General features: G+C 61.2%; 15 protein-coding genes and 1 pseudogene. 11 read left to right on the top strand and 5 right to left on the bottom strand.

The genetic code is table 11. The features are described 5' to 3' along the window. Positions 1-10 precede the first annotated feature (10 nt). The 6 genes from JQ574_RS07360 (at position 11) to JQ574_RS07335 (ending at position 6,605) form a co-directional block, all read left to right on the top strand. Positions 11-214, top strand: coding sequence for a hypothetical protein (locus JQ574_RS07360; protein WP_212207830.1), 204 nt, complete (start codon positions 11-13; stop codon positions 212-214). Between the two features lie 318 nt (positions 215-532). Further along, on the top strand, positions 533-1,753 hold the full coding sequence (locus JQ574_RS07355; RefSeq protein WP_212207829.1) for an ABC transporter substrate-binding protein: 1,221 nt from the start codon (positions 533-535) through the stop codon (positions 1,751-1,753). Positions 1,754-2,673: 920 nt separating this feature from the next. Beyond that, entirely contained in the window at positions 2,674-3,531 is an 858-nt protein-coding gene (locus JQ574_RS07350) for a tetratricopeptide repeat protein (protein ID WP_212207410.1), read from the top strand. 1 nt (position 3,532) lies between these two features. Further along, positions 3,533-4,294 carry a hypothetical protein gene (locus JQ574_RS07345; protein WP_212207409.1) on the top strand — a complete coding sequence of 254 codons (762 nt, stop codon included), beginning with the start codon at positions 3,533-3,535 and terminating at the stop codon, positions 4,292-4,294. A 349-nt stretch (positions 4,295-4,643) separates the two neighbouring features. Then, on the top strand, positions 4,644-5,108 hold the full coding sequence (locus tag JQ574_RS07340) for a hypothetical protein (RefSeq protein ID WP_212207408.1): 465 nt from the start codon (positions 4,644-4,646) through the stop codon (positions 5,106-5,108). 291 nt (positions 5,109-5,399) lie between these two features. Then, positions 5,400-6,605: a serine hydrolase gene (locus JQ574_RS07335; protein WP_212207407.1), complete on the top strand. Its 1,206-nt coding sequence runs from the start codon at positions 5,400-5,402 to the stop codon at positions 6,603-6,605. Between the two features lie 21 nt (positions 6,606-6,626). Here JQ574_RS07335 and JQ574_RS07330 read toward each other — a convergent pair whose 3' ends face one another. From JQ574_RS07330 to JQ574_RS07310, 4 genes and pseudogenes are all read right to left on the bottom strand, one after another. Next, positions 6,627-7,421: an energy transducer TonB gene (locus tag JQ574_RS07330; protein WP_212207406.1), complete on the bottom strand. Its 795-nt coding sequence runs from the start codon at positions 7,419-7,421 to the stop codon at positions 6,627-6,629. Between the two features lie 14 nt (positions 7,422-7,435). Further along, on the bottom strand, positions 7,436-7,903 hold the full coding sequence (gene exbD / locus JQ574_RS07325) for a TonB system transport protein ExbD (protein WP_212207405.1): 468 nt from the start codon (positions 7,901-7,903) through the stop codon (positions 7,436-7,438). Positions 7,904-7,906: 3 nt separating this feature from the next. After that, complete coding sequence (gene exbB, locus JQ574_RS07320; protein WP_212207404.1) at positions 7,907-8,860, bottom strand: tonB-system energizer ExbB; 954 nt, start codon at positions 8,858-8,860, stop codon at positions 7,907-7,909. After that, positions 8,857-9,069 (bottom strand): annotated as a pseudogene (locus JQ574_RS07310) (PKHD-type hydroxylase); the annotation flags it as partial. The gene exbB and the pseudogene JQ574_RS07310, both read right to left, overlap by 4 nt. Positions 9,070-9,630: 561 nt before the next feature. On the opposite strand from JQ574_RS07310, the gene JQ574_RS07305 reads away from it, so the two are divergent. From JQ574_RS07305 to JQ574_RS07295, 3 genes are all read left to right on the top strand, one after another. Further along, the gene (locus JQ574_RS07305) at positions 9,631-10,800 is read left to right on the top strand and encodes an efflux RND transporter periplasmic adaptor subunit (RefSeq protein WP_212207403.1); all 1,170 of its coding nucleotides are present in this window, start codon (positions 9,631-9,633) and stop codon (positions 10,798-10,800) included. After that, a complete protein-coding gene (locus tag JQ574_RS07300; RefSeq protein WP_212383428.1) occupies positions 10,797-13,943 on the top strand; it encodes a multidrug efflux RND transporter permease subunit in 3,147 nt (1,048 codons plus the stop codon). Before JQ574_RS07305 ends, JQ574_RS07300 begins: the two co-directional genes overlap by 4 nt. 121 nt (positions 13,944-14,064) lie before the next feature. Further along, a complete protein-coding gene (locus JQ574_RS07295; RefSeq protein WP_312014697.1) occupies positions 14,065-14,643 on the top strand; it encodes an invasion associated locus B family protein in 579 nt (192 codons plus the stop codon). Between the two features lie 17 nt (positions 14,644-14,660). On the opposite strand, the gene JQ574_RS07290 is transcribed toward JQ574_RS07295, so the two are convergent. Continuing rightward, positions 14,661-15,404 carry a spermidine synthase gene (locus tag JQ574_RS07290; RefSeq protein WP_212207401.1) on the bottom strand — a complete coding sequence of 248 codons (744 nt, stop codon included), beginning with the start codon at positions 15,402-15,404 and terminating at the stop codon, positions 14,661-14,663. Positions 15,405-15,943: 539 nt separating this feature from the next. On the opposite strand from JQ574_RS07290, the gene JQ574_RS07285 reads away from it, so the two are divergent. Beyond that, positions 15,944-16,723, top strand: coding sequence for a phage Gp37/Gp68 family protein (locus JQ574_RS07285; protein ID WP_212207400.1), 780 nt, complete (start codon positions 15,944-15,946; stop codon positions 16,721-16,723). Between the two features lie 39 nt (positions 16,724-16,762). Continuing rightward, the gene (locus tag JQ574_RS07280) at positions 16,763-18,028 is read left to right on the top strand and encodes a three-Cys-motif partner protein TcmP (RefSeq protein ID WP_212207399.1); all 1,266 of its coding nucleotides are present in this window, start codon (positions 16,763-16,765) and stop codon (positions 18,026-18,028) included. The last annotated feature ends 6 nt before the right edge of the window (positions 18,029-18,034 follow it).

Genomic DNA, 18,034 nt, shown 5'->3' with positions numbered 1-18,034 from the left:
AGAAAGCGACATGAGCAACGAAGCAGATCCGCTTGCGCAGTTCGGGCTCGACGCGGTCGATCTCAGATGGACGTTGCGGGACATTGCCGGAAGGCGATCGTTCAACAAGGATCATTTGGCGAAACTGATCGAGCTTGACCTCGTCGCAATGCGTGGAGACGCCCCGTACCTGACGCCAAATGGGCAGACTGCGGCATGGGGCAAAGAGAGCTGACCGTGGCGCGGCATACGGTTGCAGGCGTAACGCGTGATTGCCGGGATGACGGTGACCTTCGCGGCCGTACGATGCCTCCGAGCTACGGCCTTCTATTCCAGGGCGGGATGATTTTGAATCCGCGCTGATCGACGCGATACGTTTTGCGTTTCAGTGGCATGCAGCGCCGGCGCGTGCCCGGAATTCACCGCGACATGGAATATTCCCTGCACGCACGATCCATCGCAGCAGCTAGGCGGCGAACACGATGCCGGGCATAATGGCGCTGCGAGTTTAGCCAAACATTCAAAAATATCCTTACGATTCCTTGGAGGGGAAATGAAGCGATCCATTGCAGCTTTGGTGATGACCACGAGCCTGGTATTTGCAGGTGCAGCGTTTGCGCAAACGCTCGACAAGGTCGTCAAGGTCGGAAGCCTCGGAGATCAATCGGGCCTGTACGCCGACATCGGCGGCCCCGGCTCCAGCGTCGCCGCGCAGATGGCGATCGAGGATTCCGGTTTGCTGGCGAAGGGCTGGAAGATCGAACTGATCTCGGCGGATCACCAGAACAAGCCTGATGTCGGCGTCAACATCGGCAAGCAGTGGATCGACGTCGAGAAGGTCGACGTGTTCGTCGATCTCGCCAGCTCCGGCGTTGGCCTTGCGATCTCCAACCTTGCCAAGGACAAGAACGTCGTCAATTTGAACTCCGGTTCGGCGTCGTCGGATCTGACCGGCGCGCAATGCTCGCCGAACACGATTCACTGGGTCTACGACACCTGGATGCTGGCCAACGGCACCGGCAAGGCGCTGGTCAAGTCCGGCGGCGACAGCTGGTTCTTCCTGACGGCGGACTACGCCTTCGGTCACGCGCTCGAACGCGATACGGCTGCGGTCGTCACCGCCAATGGCGGCAAGGTGCTCGGCGGCGTCAAGCATCCGCTCAACAATGCCGACTTCTCCTCTTTCCTGCTGCAGGCGCAGAGCTCGAAGGCGAAGATCATCGGCCTTGCCAATGCCGGCGGCGACACCACCAACTCGATCAAGCAGGCGGCGGAGTTCGGCATCGTCTCCGGCGGGCAGAAGCTCGCGGGCATGCTGATGTTCATCACTGACGTTCACGCGCTCGGGCTGAAGGTCGCGCAGGGCCTGAACTTCACCGAGACGTTCTATTGGGACGCCAACGACAAGACCCGCGCCTTCACCAAGCGCTTCATCGAAAAGCACAAGAAAGGCCCGCCCACCATGGTGCAGGCCGGCGTCTATTCCTCGCTGATCCATTACTTCAAGGCGCTCGAAGCGCTCGGCGGCAACCCGCATGACGGCCGCGCGGTGGTCGCCAAGATGAAGGAAATGCCGACTGACGACGACCTGTTCGGAAAGGGTACGGTTCGTGCCGATGGCCGCAAGATCCATCCGGCCTATCTGTTCGAGGTGAAGAAGCCGGCGGATTCGAAATATCCGTGGGACTATTACAACCTCGTCGCCACCATCCCGGCCGAGGAAGCCTTCATTCCGCTCGACAAGAGCGTCTGCCCGTTGCTGAAGAAGACCTGAGCCGGCGGATCGTCCCAAGTACAAAATGCCGGCGAGCGATCGCCGGCATTTTTGTTTGGGGCGATCGGCGCGAAACAGGTCCGTCGCGAGATGCTCTGATTCAATTTTCAAACAGCTAACCAATCCGTCGTCCCGGCCTTGAGCTCAGATGCGCAATTGCGCATCTGTGGTCAAGCCCGGGACGACAGCGGTGATTGTAGACGCGCAATCATTCAAAACGTGGCTTCGCCTTCCCGCGACGCAATTGCGCCCGAGCTTTGCCAGAAACTTGCTGCCCTTCAAATAGAGGGCGCAGGGAAGACCGGGTGCGCGCTGCACCCGCGGTCCCGTGTGCGGTTTGCACTAAGTAGGCTGCACACGAGCATACAGGGCAGCGGTGGACACCCGGCCTTCCCTGCGCAATGGCTTTACGGCTTATGCCGTGCTCTCCCCGGAGACGAGTTCTTGGTTGACTCCGTCGCTGCCGTTCGGCTCTCGCCTACCCGACAACTTGACGCCTGCAACGGGCGCCAGGACCACACGGTTTTGCCGTACGCTTATCCACGCCGTCGTCTCAGCGTAAACCAGCGTCCACCGCAACCCGCCCAACGTCCGTGACGACGGCCGACGCCCTTCTGACCAGGACGGGATGGCGATAGATGCGCACTGATTTGGGTCGACCGACAACAGAAATATTTTCGATTTACAGAAATTTTCTGCTTGACACGATTTCCGTAAATCAGAACTGATTTGCCCGTCGGGTTGTTTTGTCGCACCTTGGGCGAGCGCCCCGGTTAAAATCAGCCATTTTGTGCGGAAACCGAGCGTCCAATCATCGCTGATGAACCATTTGTTCTGAGACCCGACTAAGCAAATGAACGTCCGGAGAATGGCGGTCGGTTGTTCCGGCTGCTCCGACCAACGTGCGGAGACCACGTGCGATGCAGATGCGCTTCTCAACATACCGGTTGTTAGCATGCATGGCCGTGGTGGTTCTCGCCGGGTTGCCGAGAGTGGCAGCCGCAGACGAGTTGGATTTCTGCATAAAACTGTCAGATGACCTCGCGGTCACAGAGTGCTCGCGCGCCATCGATTCGCACCAATACACCGGGCGAAACCTCGCGCGGCTGTATACGCGTCGCGGCGGGGCGTACCAGGCACAGGGCGATCCCAACCGCGCAGTGGCTGATTACAACGAGTCGATGCGGATCGATCCGACGTTTCCGGCTGCGTACAGCAACCGCGGCAACATTTGGTTCCACAAAGGCGACTTCGACCGGGCCATCGCGGACTATAACCAGGCGATCAAGCTCAATCCGAAATACGGGGTTGCCTACCTCAACCGCGGCAGCGCCTTGGGGTCCAAGGGCGACCTCGACCGGGCCATCGCGGACTTCGACCAGGCGATCCAGATCGATCCGAAAGATGCTGAAGCGTACTACGGCCGCGGCAGCGCCTGGAGCGCCGGGGGCAAATACGACCGGGCCATCGCGGACTATAACCAGGCGATCGAGCTCAATCCGAAATATGGGAGCGCCTACGTCAACCGCGGCAGCGCCTGGGGCAACAGGGGCGACCTCGACCGGGCCATCGCGGATTTTAGCCAGGCGATCCGGCTCGATCCGAAAATTGCCAAAGCCTATTACAACCGCGGCATGGCGTGGGAGAAGAAGCGCAGTCTGCAAGCGGCATTGGCCGACTTCAAGATGCACGCTCAACTCGCTCCGTCCGATCCAGACGGCCCGACGGCTGTGAAGCGCGTATCGAAAGAATTGAGCAAGATGACGGGGCGGCGCTGACATGGCTCGAATTTATAAAGGACTGGCGGACAGAGCGGCTGGCCGCGTCAAAGACCTCGATGTTGACGCCATCCTTGCCAGGGGAAAGGAGCTATTGCAGAAGCGCTCAATCTCCAATGCAAGGCAATTCGGAGTTGATGGTCGAAAGACGCTCTTCTTGCTGCTTCTCCTTTTCGCGATCCCCGCGAACGACTGCTCCGCGCAGACACCGCCGCCGCCAGTCGACGAACATGCGTTCGAGCGCGTGCCGCCGACGGTGGTGAAGAGATTGGCGACCCGCTTTTCGCTAGGCGCATTCGCCGGCCGCTTCGAGGAGACGCGGCTCGGCGCGGTCCGCAAAGCCGTGGGCGAAGGGACCATTCAACACCAGGGCGACGCTGGAGGTAGCATCTATTGGCTGTGTTATAGGCGCGCGCAGCATCGATTATGGGTCGTGTCCCACGGAGAGATGGGCGGCCCGGACCGTCGCGTCACAGAGATCGTTGAAGAGCTCACCGAGAAAGACACCGAGACCTCGACCGATTGCGCCATCATCCCGGAAAAGTTCTCGCCCGTCGTCTTCGACGGCAAGCTGCATTTGGGTATGTCGCGTAAGGAGGTCGTCACGGCGCTGGGACCGCCGTCGAAGTCGGAAGCTGCTCAGATGCTGTATTTTCATGCCGGAAAGCTCGCAAACGGTTTCGATGAGACCGCTTGGCTCATTCTCCGATTTCGTGAGGAAAAGCTCGTGTCCATGCGCGGCTTCAAGACCACGACGAATTGAAGTGGCTGCTATCGGAAGCTGACTACGACGAGGCGCTGTGGAAGAAGGACAGCATGGTCAGGGGCTTCAACTAGACGCCAGACTGTCAAAGGACACTTCCGTTGTTGGCACTTTTGAGAAATGGCCGATCTGACAAGTGAAGTCCGTTGCTGGGGGAAGATCGGAAGTCGCCAATGCGAGTGCTGACTTCCGAAAATGAGACCCAAAGCAGACATTCGTCGAGGCTTGGGCAAAACCCTCATTATCGGTTTTCTAAAAGTTGAATGGTTTAGTTTCGCGGAGGGTTATCCAGACCGTGTAGCGTGCGTCGTGCATTCAGTTGGCGAATATTATGCGAATGATGTGTCAAGTGCTAAACCGATTTTTGTTCGGGTCGAGCATCGTCAAAGCCACAGACGTGATCTCGGCGTGGAACGCGGTCTTAGGTGGATACGTGCTCAACCTGATAATCGTATTCGTCAGCGTTGCGGCGATCATGGTCGCGCTTGGCCACTACCATCCATTCATCGCTCCGCTCGACGAGGCGGACCTACGTCTAATTCTGGCAATTGCCAATCCGATTACGTTTTTGCTGACCTTCATCGCGTCCTTACAATGGTATCCAAGCGATCAGGCGATTGAACGACAACGAACAGCAAATCGTTCGAGAGGAGAATACCTCATGCTCCTAACCTTGCTTTGGGGAGCGTCGTTGATCTTCTTGACCGCCACTTTAGTTGTTCCTAGCGTCCTAGGCGTGCTGGCGGGCGCGACAGTTCATTCGGCACTTTTTCAATTGATGGTATCTCAACGCGCCATAATCTCACAAAGCTAAGCCGATCTGCCGAAGCTGAAGGTCATGAGTGCTTTTGGCACCTTTGAGACATGCCTGCCTATCCTGAGAATGTCCGTTCATCGGAGTAGACCGGAAGTCGCCATGGTCTGGCCAAACCGACGCGATTGACCCTGAGCGGACATTCGCACATCCCCTGACGGGGCTATGTCTCCGTATCGTCGGCCGTCAGCATGCCAGCGGGACCAGAGCACGTCAAACCAACTTGATTTGCTTTGCAAACGCGCCGTTCCCGGGCGATCTGGCGTCGTCTCAACGAACGAGGGGGTATTCATGGCCGATCCTGCACCGACGAATGCCGCTGATGACGCCGATCCGGAGCGGGCGGCTCCGAACATCTGGAACACGACACCCGAAAACCAGGCGCCGACCTTCCGCAACCAGAACCAGGTCTGGCCGGTGCGCGTCATCCGGCGCGGCGACGCGGTGCGGCCGCTTCCACCGCACGCTCGTTCGCTCGCGGACCTGACCTTTGAGGTGGGCAGGGTACGCCTCGGCCTCAGCGACCACATGGCCCGCCGCCGCACGGCCGGGCTGCTGATCCTGAAGCACGGCGAGATTGCGCTGGAACGTTACGGCATGGGCAACGGCCCGGAGAGCCGGTGGACCAGCATGTCGACCGCGAAGTCGATCACCGCGACGCTCGTGGGGGCGGCACTCCACGATGGCGCGATCGGCAGCCTTGACGATCGCTGCGAGCAATACCTGCCGCGGTTGCGCGGCTCGGCTTACGAGGGCGTCACGATTCGTAATCTCCTGCGGATGTGCTCCGGCGTGGCCTGGCGCGAGCACAACGATGCAGACGGACGCTCGGAGGTCTATCGTCTGAGCAAGGCCATGGTGAGCCGGCGGCCAGGCTCCGTCCTCGACCTCCTGTGCAAACTGCCGCGCGCACAGGCGCAGGGCGTCGTCTTCAACTATTCGACCGGCGAGAGTTACCTGATTGGCGCGCTGATCGCTGCCGCAACAGCCCGGCCCCTGGCCGACTACTGCGCTGAGAAGATCTGGGGACCTGCCGGCATGGAGGCCGACGGGTATTGGCAACTTGACTCTGAAGGCGGCATGGAGATGGGCGGGTTTGGCGTCAGCGCACGCCTGCGCGACTTCGGCCGCTTCGGCCAGCTGGTGCTGGAGGATGGCGAAGCCTTCAATGGGCGGTGGGTCCTTCCGCCCGGCTGGCGCGATCTCGCCGGACAGCCCGACAGCGCCCCCACCGGCTTCGGTCGGCTCATGCCCGGTTCGCCGTTGGGATACGGCTACCACTGGTGGGCGATGCCGCACTTGCCGGGCGACGTCAGCAACGGTGTCTTTTCGGCGAATGGCGGCTATGGCCAGATCATCGTCGTCAATCCGGCCGAGCAGGTGGTCGTCGCAATCCAGAGCGCGTGGCGTCAGCCTGAGGACGGCGACGCCAAGCTCGAAATCGTCGCGATGATCAGAGCTGCGGTGCGCGCGCTCCAAACGGACGCAGCGTCGTAGGCCCGCGACGCCCTACCCCGCTCAGCCCTTCTTCGATTTGACGCGGAAGATCACCGGCACGGTAAAGCTCAACCCCTCGTCGGCGATCAATGGCGGCGGCGCGGGTACGGGATCGGAGCGCCGCACCATTGAGAGTGCGGCCTCGTCGAACGCCGCGTCGCCGGATCCCTTTTCGATGCTGACCGAAAGCACGCGCCCCATCCGGTCCAGCGTGAAACGAACAGCGATTTCGGCGGCCTGTTGCGAGCGATCCTTTGGATATTTCTTGTGCTTGTCGAGGTGAGAGATCAGTTCCTTCTGCCAGGTCGCACGCACGCGGCGCGCCGTCTCGCCGGTGCCGATGGCCGGTGCGATCGATCGCGGTCCCTCCGGGATCGCCTCGGAACTGGGGGTGGCGGTTGCTTCCGACGCGACTGACTCCGTCGAGGCTGCGGTCTGCACTGCCGCGATCTTCGGTTCGTCTTCCTTCGGCTTTTTCGACTCGGTCTCCGTCACCACCCGGTCCGCTTCTTCGGGTTCGGTTGGCTTGTCCTGCGGCAGCTCGGTTTCCTTGACCTCGGCCTTCTGCTCGGCGAGTTGCGGCGACGCTGTCGACGCATCCGTATCCGGCCCCGGCGGCAGATCGGTCACCTCGCGATGGACCGAGGCCATTTCGAGCCCGATCTCGATCGCGGTCGCACCGAGCGCATCGTCGGCTTCTTCGGCCTGCAAATGCGAGATCGCCAGCGCCGCGCCGCCGATGTGCAGCGCGAGCGCGCAGACGCCTGCGAAAATCCAGAGCCGCCGGGACGTGTTCTGTTCGTCGAGGTCAGTCATCACAAATCAGCCGTTCAGGGCTTCGTTTCGGCCGGCGCCGGCACCGCCGACGCGTCCGGAACGCCTTCGAGCGCTACCAGCTTGAGCTTCGAATAACCACCGGCGCGCAGGATCTCCAGCACGTCCATCAACTCGCCATAGGGCACCGCGCGATCGGCGCGCAGGAACACATATTTATCCTTGCTCATATCCGGCATCGCGTCGAGCGAGCGCACCAGATCGACCCGCTTGACCAGGTTCTCGCCGATCGCGACCGCCAGATCCGGCTTGATACTTACGTAAGTCGGCTTGTCCGGTTTCTTCTGCGGGGTCGCCGTCGATGTCGGCAGGTCGATCGGAAGGTCGACGGTCGACAGCGGCGCCGCCACCATGAAGATGATCAAGAGGACGAGCATGACGTCGATGAACGGCGTGACGTTGATTTCGTGCGATTCCGCAAAATCGCCGTCGTCGTCGTCGCTCTCTGCGATCGAAGCGCCCATCGCCTACTCCGCTGCCGTACGGGAATGCGAACCGCTGACATGGGTCCGATCGAGATCGCGCGACAGCAGCCGTCCTGCGGCGCCCGACGCACGGCCGACCAGTTCCAGGTAGCCCTTGGTCACGCGCGAAAAGTGATTGTAGATGATGACGGCCGGAATCGCGGCGACGAGACCGATCGCGGTCGCCAGCAGCGCTTCGGCAATACCGGGCGCCACCACGGCCAGATTCGTCGTCTGCGATTTCGAGATGCCGATGAAGCTGTTCATGATGCCCCAAACCGTGCCGAACAGTCCGACGAAGGGCGACGTTGCACCGATGGTGGCGAGCAGGCCCATGCCGAGCCGGATCCGCCGCGCCTCGGCGCGCACGATCTCGGCAAAGCTCGACGCCGCGCGCTCCTTGATGCCGGCGTCGCTCGAGATACCCGCCGACAAGCGCGCTTCGCGCATCGCGGCCGCGAGCAACGACGACAGCACGTTACTTTTCGCGCCCAGCGCGAACTGCGCTTCCGCAAGCGAGCGGGAGTCGCTGATCTTCTTGAGCGCATTGCGCAGCTTGCGCTGAATGACGGTCATCTCGATCATCTTGGCGATGAAGATGGTCCAGGTCAGCAGCGAGGCAAAGGCGAGACCGATCATGACGGCCTTGACCAGCACGTCCGCCGACTTGAACATCGACCACGGCGACAATTCGCGGAGCTCCGCAGCGGCAGCCTTCAACAGCTTGTCACGCTCGGCCGGCGCCGCGGTGGCTTCTGCAGCCGGGGCCGCGGCTGCCCCCGGGGATGCGGCAGTCGGCGCTGCGGCCGTCGACGGCGCGGGAGCCTGAACCGCCGGAGCCTGCGCGGCTGTTGCTACCGGCGCCATCTGCTGCTGGGCCGACGAAGGCGCAGTTGGCGACAGGATCGCCAATGCGGCGATCGCAGCAACGGTGTTTCGAACAATCAAGAAATTCATGCTTCGGCCCAGTAGCGGATTAGGTTGTGATAGATGCCGTCAATTTGACCGTTTCAGGGTCATCGCCCCGGTCGCATTACCAAGGCCTGGATCGACGTCTGATCGAAAGTCAGGCTGCGGGCGTGGGCATCACGTACCATGCCCTGCAGCCAGACAAAAGACACCACACGCATACCTCGTGTGAGATGCAAACTAGAAGCACCGTAAACTGCGGGGCCCGGCCCCGGGGCCTCGTTTTAGGGAACCATCGAAGGCCTCGTGTGCCGGCTTGAGCGACTTAGATTTGAAGGGTTCTAAATCTAAAGATCGGCCGCCAATGGGCACAACACCGCCCGCTCCCAACGCGGCGATGTTGAAACCTTTCACCACTTCTTTGATCGCGTCGCCGAAGTCGGAGAGCATCACAACCCGCTCGCGCGATGGACATCCAGCGATGTTTCAAAACGTTTCGAAAAGCGCGATCGCAATTGCGGGAATTCGACGAGCCGCCGATCGCGCTGCGCGGATATTATCCCGAGTCCCATCGGGAGTTTTTCCCGCCAAGACTCTTCATACCTTCACCGCGGCGCTGCAGGCGCGAAACGCCTGGCGAGTTGCGCAATCGGCAGGCATTGCAGAGCGACATTTTTGATCAAGCTGCGCGGCTTCAAACCTTTCCAATTGTTTAGGATTCTTCAAGTCTTAGTGTGTTTACACCGAAACGGCGCGCATATTACACCGGACTTCGCTAGGGACTCTTTTGAATACCCTCCCGAACCCAAGAAGCCCGCATGTCCAAATCGCGCGCGATCCGTCTGTTATTGCTGATCGGTGCAACGGCCGGGCTCGGCTATTTCGGCTGGCAGAGATTCCACGGCGAAGACCACACTGCCCGGGCCGATCATTCGCAAAGGCCTGTACCGGCCCGCGTCGGCGTCAAGACCGCAGCCGTCGAGAAGGCCGATTTCCCGGTCTATCTGACCGGCCTCGGCACGGTGCAAGGCTTCAACACCGTCCTGGTCCGCACCCGCGTCGATGGCCAGATCAACCGGATCGCCTTCCAGGAAGGTCAGTTCGTCAAGCAGGGCGATACGCTGGTCGAGATCGATCCGCGGCCTTTCCAGGCGACGCTCGATCAGGCCAAGGCCAAGAAAGCCCAGGACGAAGCCAATCTCGCCAACGCCAGTCTCGATTTGCAGCGCTTTACCAAGCTCGGCGAATTCGCAACCCGGCAGCAAACCGATACCCAGCGCTCCACCGTCGCGCAGCTGACGGCGCAGATCGAGGCCGACGCCGCGGCCATTTTCAATGCGCAAACCCAGCTCGACTACGCCACCATCAAGGCGCCGATCTCCGGGGTCGCGGGCCTGCGCCAGGTCGACGTCGGCAACATCGTCAACGCCGCGACCCAGACCGGCATTGTGACCATCGCGCAGATCGAACCGATCGCCGTGATCTTCACGGCCCCCGAAGATCAACTGCCCGAGATCAAGGCTGCGCTAGCGGTGGCGCCGCCGCAAACGATTGCGCTGTCGACCGACGGCAAGCGCGTGCTGTCGACGGGAACGCTGGCGCTGATCAACAACCAGGTCGACACCACGAGCGGCACGATCCGGCTCAAGGCCGTGTTCGACAACAAGGATCATGCGCTGTGGCCGGGCCAGTCGGTTTCGACCCGGCTTCTGATTGCGACGCTGAAGGACGCCACCGTGGCGCCCGACGATGCGGTCCAGCACGGCGCCGACGGCCTCTACGCCTTCACGGTCGGCCAGGACAGCAAGGCTGCCCTGCGCAACATCAAGGTGACGCGGTCGATCGACGGGCGCTCCGTGATCGATGAGGGATTGTCGCCCGGCGAGCAGGTGATCACGGCAGGCCAATACAAGGTGCAGCCGGGCACGCAGGTTTCGACCGTGGTCGCAAGTTCGGACCCGGCGCAGGCCAGGGTCGGCCAAAAATGAGCGGCGGAATCTCCGCGCCCTTCATTCGCTACCCCATCGGCACCTCGCTGATGATGGCCGGCATCCTGTTCATCGGTCTCGTCGCCTATCCGCTGTTGCCGGTGGCCCCGCTGCCGCAGGTCGATTTTCCGACCATCCAGGTCTCCGCCAGCCTGCCGGGCGGCAGCCCGGAGACCATGGCCTCGTCGGTGGCGCAGCCGCTGGAGCGTCAGCTCGCGCAAATTCCCGGCATCGCGCAGATGACCTCGTCGAGCTATCTCGGCACGACCGCGGTCACCATCCAGTTCGACCTCAACCGCTCGATCGATGGCGCCGCCAACGACGTGCAGGCCGCGATCAACGCGGCCGGCGGCCAATTGCCGAAGAATCTCCCCTCGCCGCCGACCTATCGCAAGGTCAATCCGGCGGACTCGCCGATCCTGCTGCTGTCGGCGACCTCGGACACGCTGCCGCTGACATCAGTCAGCGATGCCGTCGACGCCCAGCTGGCGCAGCAGATCAGCCAGATTTCCGGCGTGGCGCAGGTCATCATCGGCGGGCAGCAAAAACCCGCGATCCGCATCCAGATCGATCCCGCCAAGCTGGTCGCCAAGGGCTTGTCGATGGAGGACGTGCGCAGCCAGATCACGATCACCACCGTCGACAGCCCGAAAGGCAATATCGACGGCGCCACCCGCGCCTACACCATCTACGCCAACGACCAGCTGCTGGATTCCAAGGACTGGAACGACGTCATCATCGCCTATCGCAACGGCGGACCGCTGCGGGTTCGCGATATCGGCCAGGCCGTCACCGGCCCGGAAGATGCCAAGCAGGCGGCCTGGGCCAATGGCAAGCGTGGCGTGTTCCTGGTCGTGTTCAAGCAGCCCGGCGCCAACGTCATCGAGACCGTCGACAAGATCAAGGCGGCGCTGCCGCGGCTGGTCGCGGCGATCCCGCCTGCGATCAAGATCGAGGTCATCAGCGACCGCACCCAGACCATCCGCGCCGCGGTCGAGGACGTGCAATTCACGCTGCTTTTGACCATCGCACTGGTCGTGATGGTGATCTTCATCTTCCTGCGCAGCTTCTGGGCAACCGTGATCCCGACCGTCACGGTGCCACTGGCCCTGCTCGGCGCCTGCGCGCTGATGTGGGTGTTCGGCTATTCGCTCGACAATCTGTCGCTGATGGCGCTCACCATCGCGGTCGGCTTCGTCGTCGACGACGCCATCGTGATGCTGGAGAACATCACCCGCTACATCGAGGAAGGCGAAAAGCCGATGGCCGCCGCCTTCAAGGGCGCCGGCGAAATCGGCTTCACCATCGTTTCGATCTCGATCTCGCTGGTCGCGGTGCTGATCCCGCTGCTGTTGATGGGCGGCATCATCGGCCGGCTGTTCCGCGAATTCGCGGTCACGCTGGCGATGACGATCTTCGTATCGATGATCGTATCCTTGACGCTGACGCCGATGATGGCCTCGCGCTTCCTCAGGTCGCATCATGAGACCCGGCATGGGCGCTTCTACCAATGGAGCGAAAGCGCGTTCGACGCCATGCTTCGCGCCTATGAACGCGGGCTCGACCTGGCGCTGCGCTGGAAATTCACGACGCTGATGATCTTCTTCGCGACGCTGGGATTATCGGTCTACCTGTTCGTGATCATCCCGAAAGGCTTCTTCCCGCAACAGGACGTCGGCCTGATCACCGCCACGTCCGAGGCCAGCCAGGACATTTCGTTCGCCGACATGAAGCGCCACCAGGAGGAGCTCGGCAAGATCGTGATGGCCGATCCTGACGTCGCGACCATCGCCATGAACGTTGGCGGCAGCGGCAGGGCCGGCAACAACGGCAACATGTACATCACGCTGAAGCCGCGCAACGAGCGCACGGCGTCAGCGCAGGAGATCATCGCCCGGCTGCGCCCCAAGCTGGACAAGGTCGAGGGCGCCCGGCTCTATATGCAGGCGGCGCAGGACGTGCGGCTGGGCGGCCGGCCGACGCGAACCCAGTTCGAATTCACGCTGCAGGACGCCAATCTGGCCGAACTGAACGAATGGGCGCCGAAGATCCTCGCCAAGATGCAGATGCTGCCCGAGCTGCGCGACGTCGCGACCGACCAGCAGACCAACGGCACCACGCTGGAACTGAAGATCAATCGCGACACCGCCTCGCGCTACGGCATCCAGCCGCAAATGATCGACGACACGCTGTACGACGCCTTCGGCCAGCGCCAGGTGACGCAATACTTCACGCAGCTCAACAGCTATCACGTGATTCTCGAAGTGCTGCCGGAACTGCAGGGCAGCATCGACACCCTGAACAAGATCTACGTGAAATCCCCGACCACCGGCGACCAGGTGCCGCTGTCGACGTTTGCCAAATGGACCAGCGTGCCGGTGCGGCCGCTGTCGATCAGCCACCAAGGCCAGTTCCCGGCGATCACGATCAGCTTCAACCTCGCTCAGGGCGCGGCGCTGGGCCAGGCGACCAACGCCGTCCAGAAGGCGATGGTCGAGATCGGCGCGCCGACGACGCTCAACTCGAGTTTCCAGGGCACCGCGCAGGCCTTCCAGCAATCGCTCGGCACCGTGCCGCTGCTGATCCTCGCGGCCCTCGTCGTCGTCTATTTGATCCTCGGCATTCTCTATGAAAGCTACATCCACCCGATCACCATCCTGTCGACGCTGCCGTCGGCCGGCGTCGGTGCGCTGGCGATCCTGATGCTGTTCGGATTCGATTTCAGCCTGATCGCACTGATCGGCATCGTTCTACTGATCGGCATCGTGAAGAAGAACGGCATCATGATGGTCGATTTTGCGATCTCGGCCGAGCGCGACGAGCAGCTGGAGCCCGAGGCCGCGATCCGCAAGGCAGCGCTGCTGCGTTTCCGCCCAATCATGATGACGACGATGGCGGCCCTGCTCGGCGGCGTGCCGCTGATGCTCGGCACCGGCACCGGATCGGAAATCCGCCAGCCGCTCGGCTATGCCATGGTCGGCGGCCTCATCGTCAGCCAGGCGCTGACGCTGTTCACGACGCCGGTGATCTATCTCTATCTCGACCGGCTCTCCAATGCGTTTGCGCGCTGGGGACGCCCGGCGCATCCCGATCGCGAGGCCGATCCGGAACAACATGGCACCGTGAAGCAGGCCGCCGAGTGAACCGGCTTTGCGCGTGATGGATTGCCAGTGATTTAACCCTGCGGGCGATCTGGCCGGCGAGTTGCTTGACTTTGCGCCCCTGACGGCACATCCGAGAGCGACATATTTCGGAGCCGTATCAGTGAAAATTTCAGCAACGCTCGCATTCGTCGTCGCCGTTACGTTTGCCTCGCCCGGCTTCGCCCAGACGCCGCCGGCGCCCAAGGCCAAGGCCGCGCCGCGTGCAGCCCAGGCCACGCCGTCGCCGACGCCGGCCCCGCAGGCCGATGCCGCGCCGGCCAACACCCCCGCCGCTCCCGGCTGGGTCGCGCGCTGCTCCAGCCCGAGCCGCGACGCGCCGCTCGAATGCGCCGTCGAACAAAGCGCGGTTCTGACCAAGACCGGACAAGTGATCGTGCTGCTCAACATCCGCGTCGCCGGCGAGACCCGTCAACCGATCGCCATCATCCAGTTGCCGCTCGGACTGAACCTGCCGGCGGGCGCCAAGCTTCAGGTCGATGACGGCAAGGTCTCCGATCTGCAGATCCAGACCTGCGAGCAACGCGGCTGCTACGCCAACAGCCCGATCCCGGCGGACATGCTGGCGGCGATGAAATCCGGCAAGCAACTGAAAGTGTCGTTCCAGAACATGGCCAAGGAAAGCATCACCATTCCGATGCCGCTCGCCGACTTCGCCGCGGCCTACGACAAGATCAAGTAGCGGCCCGCATCGAGGCTTCAGGCGACGGCAACCGGCAGCGGCACCTCGGCTTTCACGGCCACATAGACGGTGTTGCTGGCATCGTGATCCCCGCGCCAATTGTCGAAGGTCACGACATGGCTCGTCGAGGTCGCAAAGGCGCCGGCCAGCACGCGCTCGAACGCATCGTCGGGCGGATCGTTCGACCACAGCGCGAACACGCCGCCCGGCTGCAGATGGCCGGCGAGCCGCGCCAGCCCTTCCGGCTCGTACAGCGCGGCGTGGCGCGGATGCAGCAGCTTGCGCGGCGAGTGATCGATATCGACCAGCACGGCATCGAAACGGCGCCCCTGTGCACCCGCATCGAACCCTTCGGCGGAAGACGACATCGCAAAGAAATCGCCATGGGCCAGGCGGCAGCGCGGATCGCCGGTGAGCTCCTTGCCGAGCGGAAGCAATCCCTGCTCGTGCCATTCGATCACCTCGGAAAGCGCATCGACCACGATTAGCGATCGCACGCCGGCCTGTTCGAGCACTGCGCGCGCGGTGTAGCCGAGCCCGAGGCCACCGACCACCACGTCCAGATCCGCGCGACCATGCGCCGCGAGGCCGAGCCGGGCCAGTTCGATCTCGGCCAACGTGTACTGGCTCGACATCAGAAACTCGTCGCCGAGCTTGATCTCAAAAATATCGACATCGGACATCGGCCGCCTGCGGCGCCGCAGGCTGAGCACGCCCATCGGCGTCGGGCGGAAGTCCAGTTCTTCGAACGAAAGGCTCATCGGCCAAGGCCTGACTGCGGCCCGGCCGCGTCCCAAAATACCGGCGGATTTGCCGGACCCTATGCAACAACGCCTTCCCCGCGCGCTTGCCAAGGGCGCAAGGTAGCGAGTAGAAGGGCGCCAGTTCGCCGGATTCTTGGAATTCGGGCGCGAGAAATTGCCGACCGACTCACTAAGCTATTGATGTCACTCAGTAATTCTTGGGGAATGGTGTAACGGTAGCCTAACGGTTTTCGGCCTAACCCATTGATATTCCTCCGGTGATTTTACAAGATCACCCCGGTTTTGTCCCCATAAATCCCCGCGTTTCCCAGCGGTTTGTAAAACTCTGTAATAGAATCTGCGCAACCTCCACATCGGGAGAACGTCGGTTTCCACCTGCCGTTTCACGGTGGAAATCCTTCAGATTCTACGGCTTGACATCAATAGAACAAACCATGAACATGCTGGGCGCTACAGCCCAACCCGGTATTAACGGTTAACCTGCTACGCCTATGATCGAAGAACGACGTGATCGAAAGTGCGATACGGGGACGGTCATGGCCGAGACGCAGATTGAATGGACCGACGCCACCTGGAATCCGGTTGCAGGCTGTTCTATCGTCAGCGCTGGTTGCACGAATTGCTATGCCATGGAGATGGCAAGACGTCTTCAGGCGATGAATCTCCCGAAGTACAGAGGGCTCACGCGCCGTAGCGGAAAACGAACGGTTTGGAACGGCGTCGTCCGCGAAGACAAGGCGGCTTTGGATATTCCACTGCGCTGGAAAAAGTCGCGGAAGATTTTCGTCAACTCGATGTCCGACTTGTTTCACGGACGGGTCACGGATGCTTTCATTCTGAAAGTATGGGCGGTGATGCGCGCCACGCCGCACCATCACTACCAGATCCTCACCAAACGCCCGGAGCGAATGGCCGCGCTCGTTCGCTCGAAGATCGGCGAGGTTTTGCCAAACGTGTGGCTCGGCACCAGCGTCGAGAATGCTGACGTCGTTGACCGTATCAATCACCTGCGCACCGTGCCGGCCGCAATCCGTTTTATTTCATTTGAACCGCTGATCGGTTCTGTCGGAGCGATTGATCTCCGCGACATCCACTGGGCTATCGTCGGTGGAGAGAGCGGCAGGTCCGCCCGGCCGATCCGCGAGGAATGGATCGATGAAATCTTTGATCGTTGTGCAACGCACAAGACTGCGTTTTTCTTCAAGCAGTGGGGGACTTGGGGGAAAGACAACAAGCGCCGTTCCAAGAAGGCCAATGGCCGTGTATATCGCGATAAGGTTTGGGACGAGATGCCGAAGGCTTCGCTCGCGCTCTGAGAATGATGCCGGGGGATATCAGCACTTTCTCAGGGGCGAATGTCGAAAAAACCATATTCGTGGCTTGTGGGTGCTGTCCTTGAGGAGCACTCGAGGCGCAAGCATAAGGTTATTGGCGAATACGTCGCGCGATACCTGGCCGTTCGCTGTCAGCTTCCCCAGCAATCCCGGTTTCGTCTTGCCATCGTCGATGGTTTTGCGGGCGGCGGTCGATACAAGTGCGGCAGTCCGGGCTCGCCGCTCATCTTTGTAAACGAACTCCGCGTTGCGACGGAGCAGTTCAACATCAAGCGTCAGGCCGAGGGGATGTCTCCGCTCGACATCGAATGCCTACTCATCCTGAACGACTTCGATAAAGACACCGTCGAGCTGCTGAAGACGAATGCTGCCCCCTTGATCGCCGAAATCAATGCAAACGTGCCAAAACTGCATCTTCGCATCGAGTATCGGAATGAGAAGTTCGACGAACTTTATCCTGAGGTGAAGCAACTGCTGGAGCGCGGTAGCTATCACAACGTCCTTTTTAACCTGGATCAGTGCGGAACCGGCAGTGTTGAAATAAACACAATCGGCAACATTGTTGCGTCGTTCACATCGGTTGAAATTTTCTATACGTTCGGCATCCAGACGCTGCTGACGTTCTTGCACCAGACGGATCGGGCTGCGCTGGCCAAGCAGCTTGCGCCATTTGGCGTTAGCCCAGATGACCTGTCGCAGCTGGATGGCTTGATGAGCAAAGATGCGTGGCTTGGCGCAGCCGAGCGTCTTGTATTTGACTCGTTCCGGCGGTGTGCGAACTACGTTAGCCCGTTTTCCATTCATAATCCGGACGGCTGGCGCTATTGGCTCATCCATTTCGCAAATTCGGTTCGCGCCCGTCAGGAATACAATAACGTCCTGCATCAGAACAGCAGCACCCAAGCGCACTACGGTCGCTCGGGTCTGCACATGCTATCCTACGATCCGAGTGAAGCGGACACTATGCTATATCTGTTCGACGAGAGAGGAAGGGAAGAGGCACGAAAGCAGCTCCATGATGACATTCCACGGCTCATCACAAATTACGGCGATGCAATTCCCGTCGGGGATTTCTACGCGAGTATCTACAACGCGACGCCCGCTCACATGCTCGATATCAATTCAGCGATCATCGAAAATCCGGACCTCGAGGTCATCACCGAACAAGGCGGTGGCGAGCGCCGCAGGGCCAACACGATCAAGACCAGCGATATATTGCGTCTAAAGCAGCAGCGCAGTTTTTTTCCGATCTTCTTTGACGACCAGAAAGGGCGAGGAAGAAAGTGACGCGTG

Origin of the sequence: Bradyrhizobium sp. AUGA SZCCT0158 (assembly GCF_018130065.1) — a bacterium.
Lineage (GTDB): Bacteria > Pseudomonadota > Alphaproteobacteria > Rhizobiales > Xanthobacteraceae > Bradyrhizobium.
This window is presented reverse-complemented; position numbering and strand designations above follow the sequence as displayed.

Coding starts and splice junctions, on each gene's coding strand:
- JQ574_RS07345 (WP_212207409.1), top strand. CDS start 3,533: ATGGCTCGAATTTATAAAGGACTGGCGGACAGAGCGGCTGGCCGCGTC.
- JQ574_RS07300 (WP_212383428.1), top strand. CDS start 10,797: ATGAGCGGCGGAATCTCCGCGCCCTTCATTCGCTACCCCATCGGCACC.
- JQ574_RS07350 (WP_212207410.1), top strand. CDS start 2,674: ATGCAGATGCGCTTCTCAACATACCGGTTGTTAGCATGCATGGCCGTG.
- JQ574_RS07360 (WP_212207830.1), top strand. CDS start 11: ATGAGCAACGAAGCAGATCCGCTTGCGCAGTTCGGGCTCGACGCGGTC.
- exbD (WP_212207405.1), bottom strand. CDS start 7,903: ATGGGCGCTTCGATCGCAGAGAGCGACGACGACGACGGCGATTTTGCG.
- JQ574_RS07285 (WP_212207400.1), top strand. CDS start 15,944: ATGGCCGAGACGCAGATTGAATGGACCGACGCCACCTGGAATCCGGTT.
- JQ574_RS07335 (WP_212207407.1), top strand. CDS start 5,400: ATGGCCGATCCTGCACCGACGAATGCCGCTGATGACGCCGATCCGGAG.
- JQ574_RS07290 (WP_212207401.1), bottom strand. CDS start 15,404: ATGAGCCTTTCGTTCGAAGAACTGGACTTCCGCCCGACGCCGATGGGC.
- JQ574_RS07280 (WP_212207399.1), top strand. CDS start 16,763: ATGTCGAAAAAACCATATTCGTGGCTTGTGGGTGCTGTCCTTGAGGAG.
- JQ574_RS07330 (WP_212207406.1), bottom strand. CDS start 7,421: ATGACTGACCTCGACGAACAGAACACGTCCCGGCGGCTCTGGATTTTC.
- JQ574_RS07355 (WP_212207829.1), top strand. CDS start 533: ATGAAGCGATCCATTGCAGCTTTGGTGATGACCACGAGCCTGGTATTT.
- exbB (WP_212207404.1), bottom strand. CDS start 8,860: ATGAATTTCTTGATTGTTCGAAACACCGTTGCTGCGATCGCCGCATTG.
- JQ574_RS07305 (WP_212207403.1), top strand. CDS start 9,631: ATGTCCAAATCGCGCGCGATCCGTCTGTTATTGCTGATCGGTGCAACG.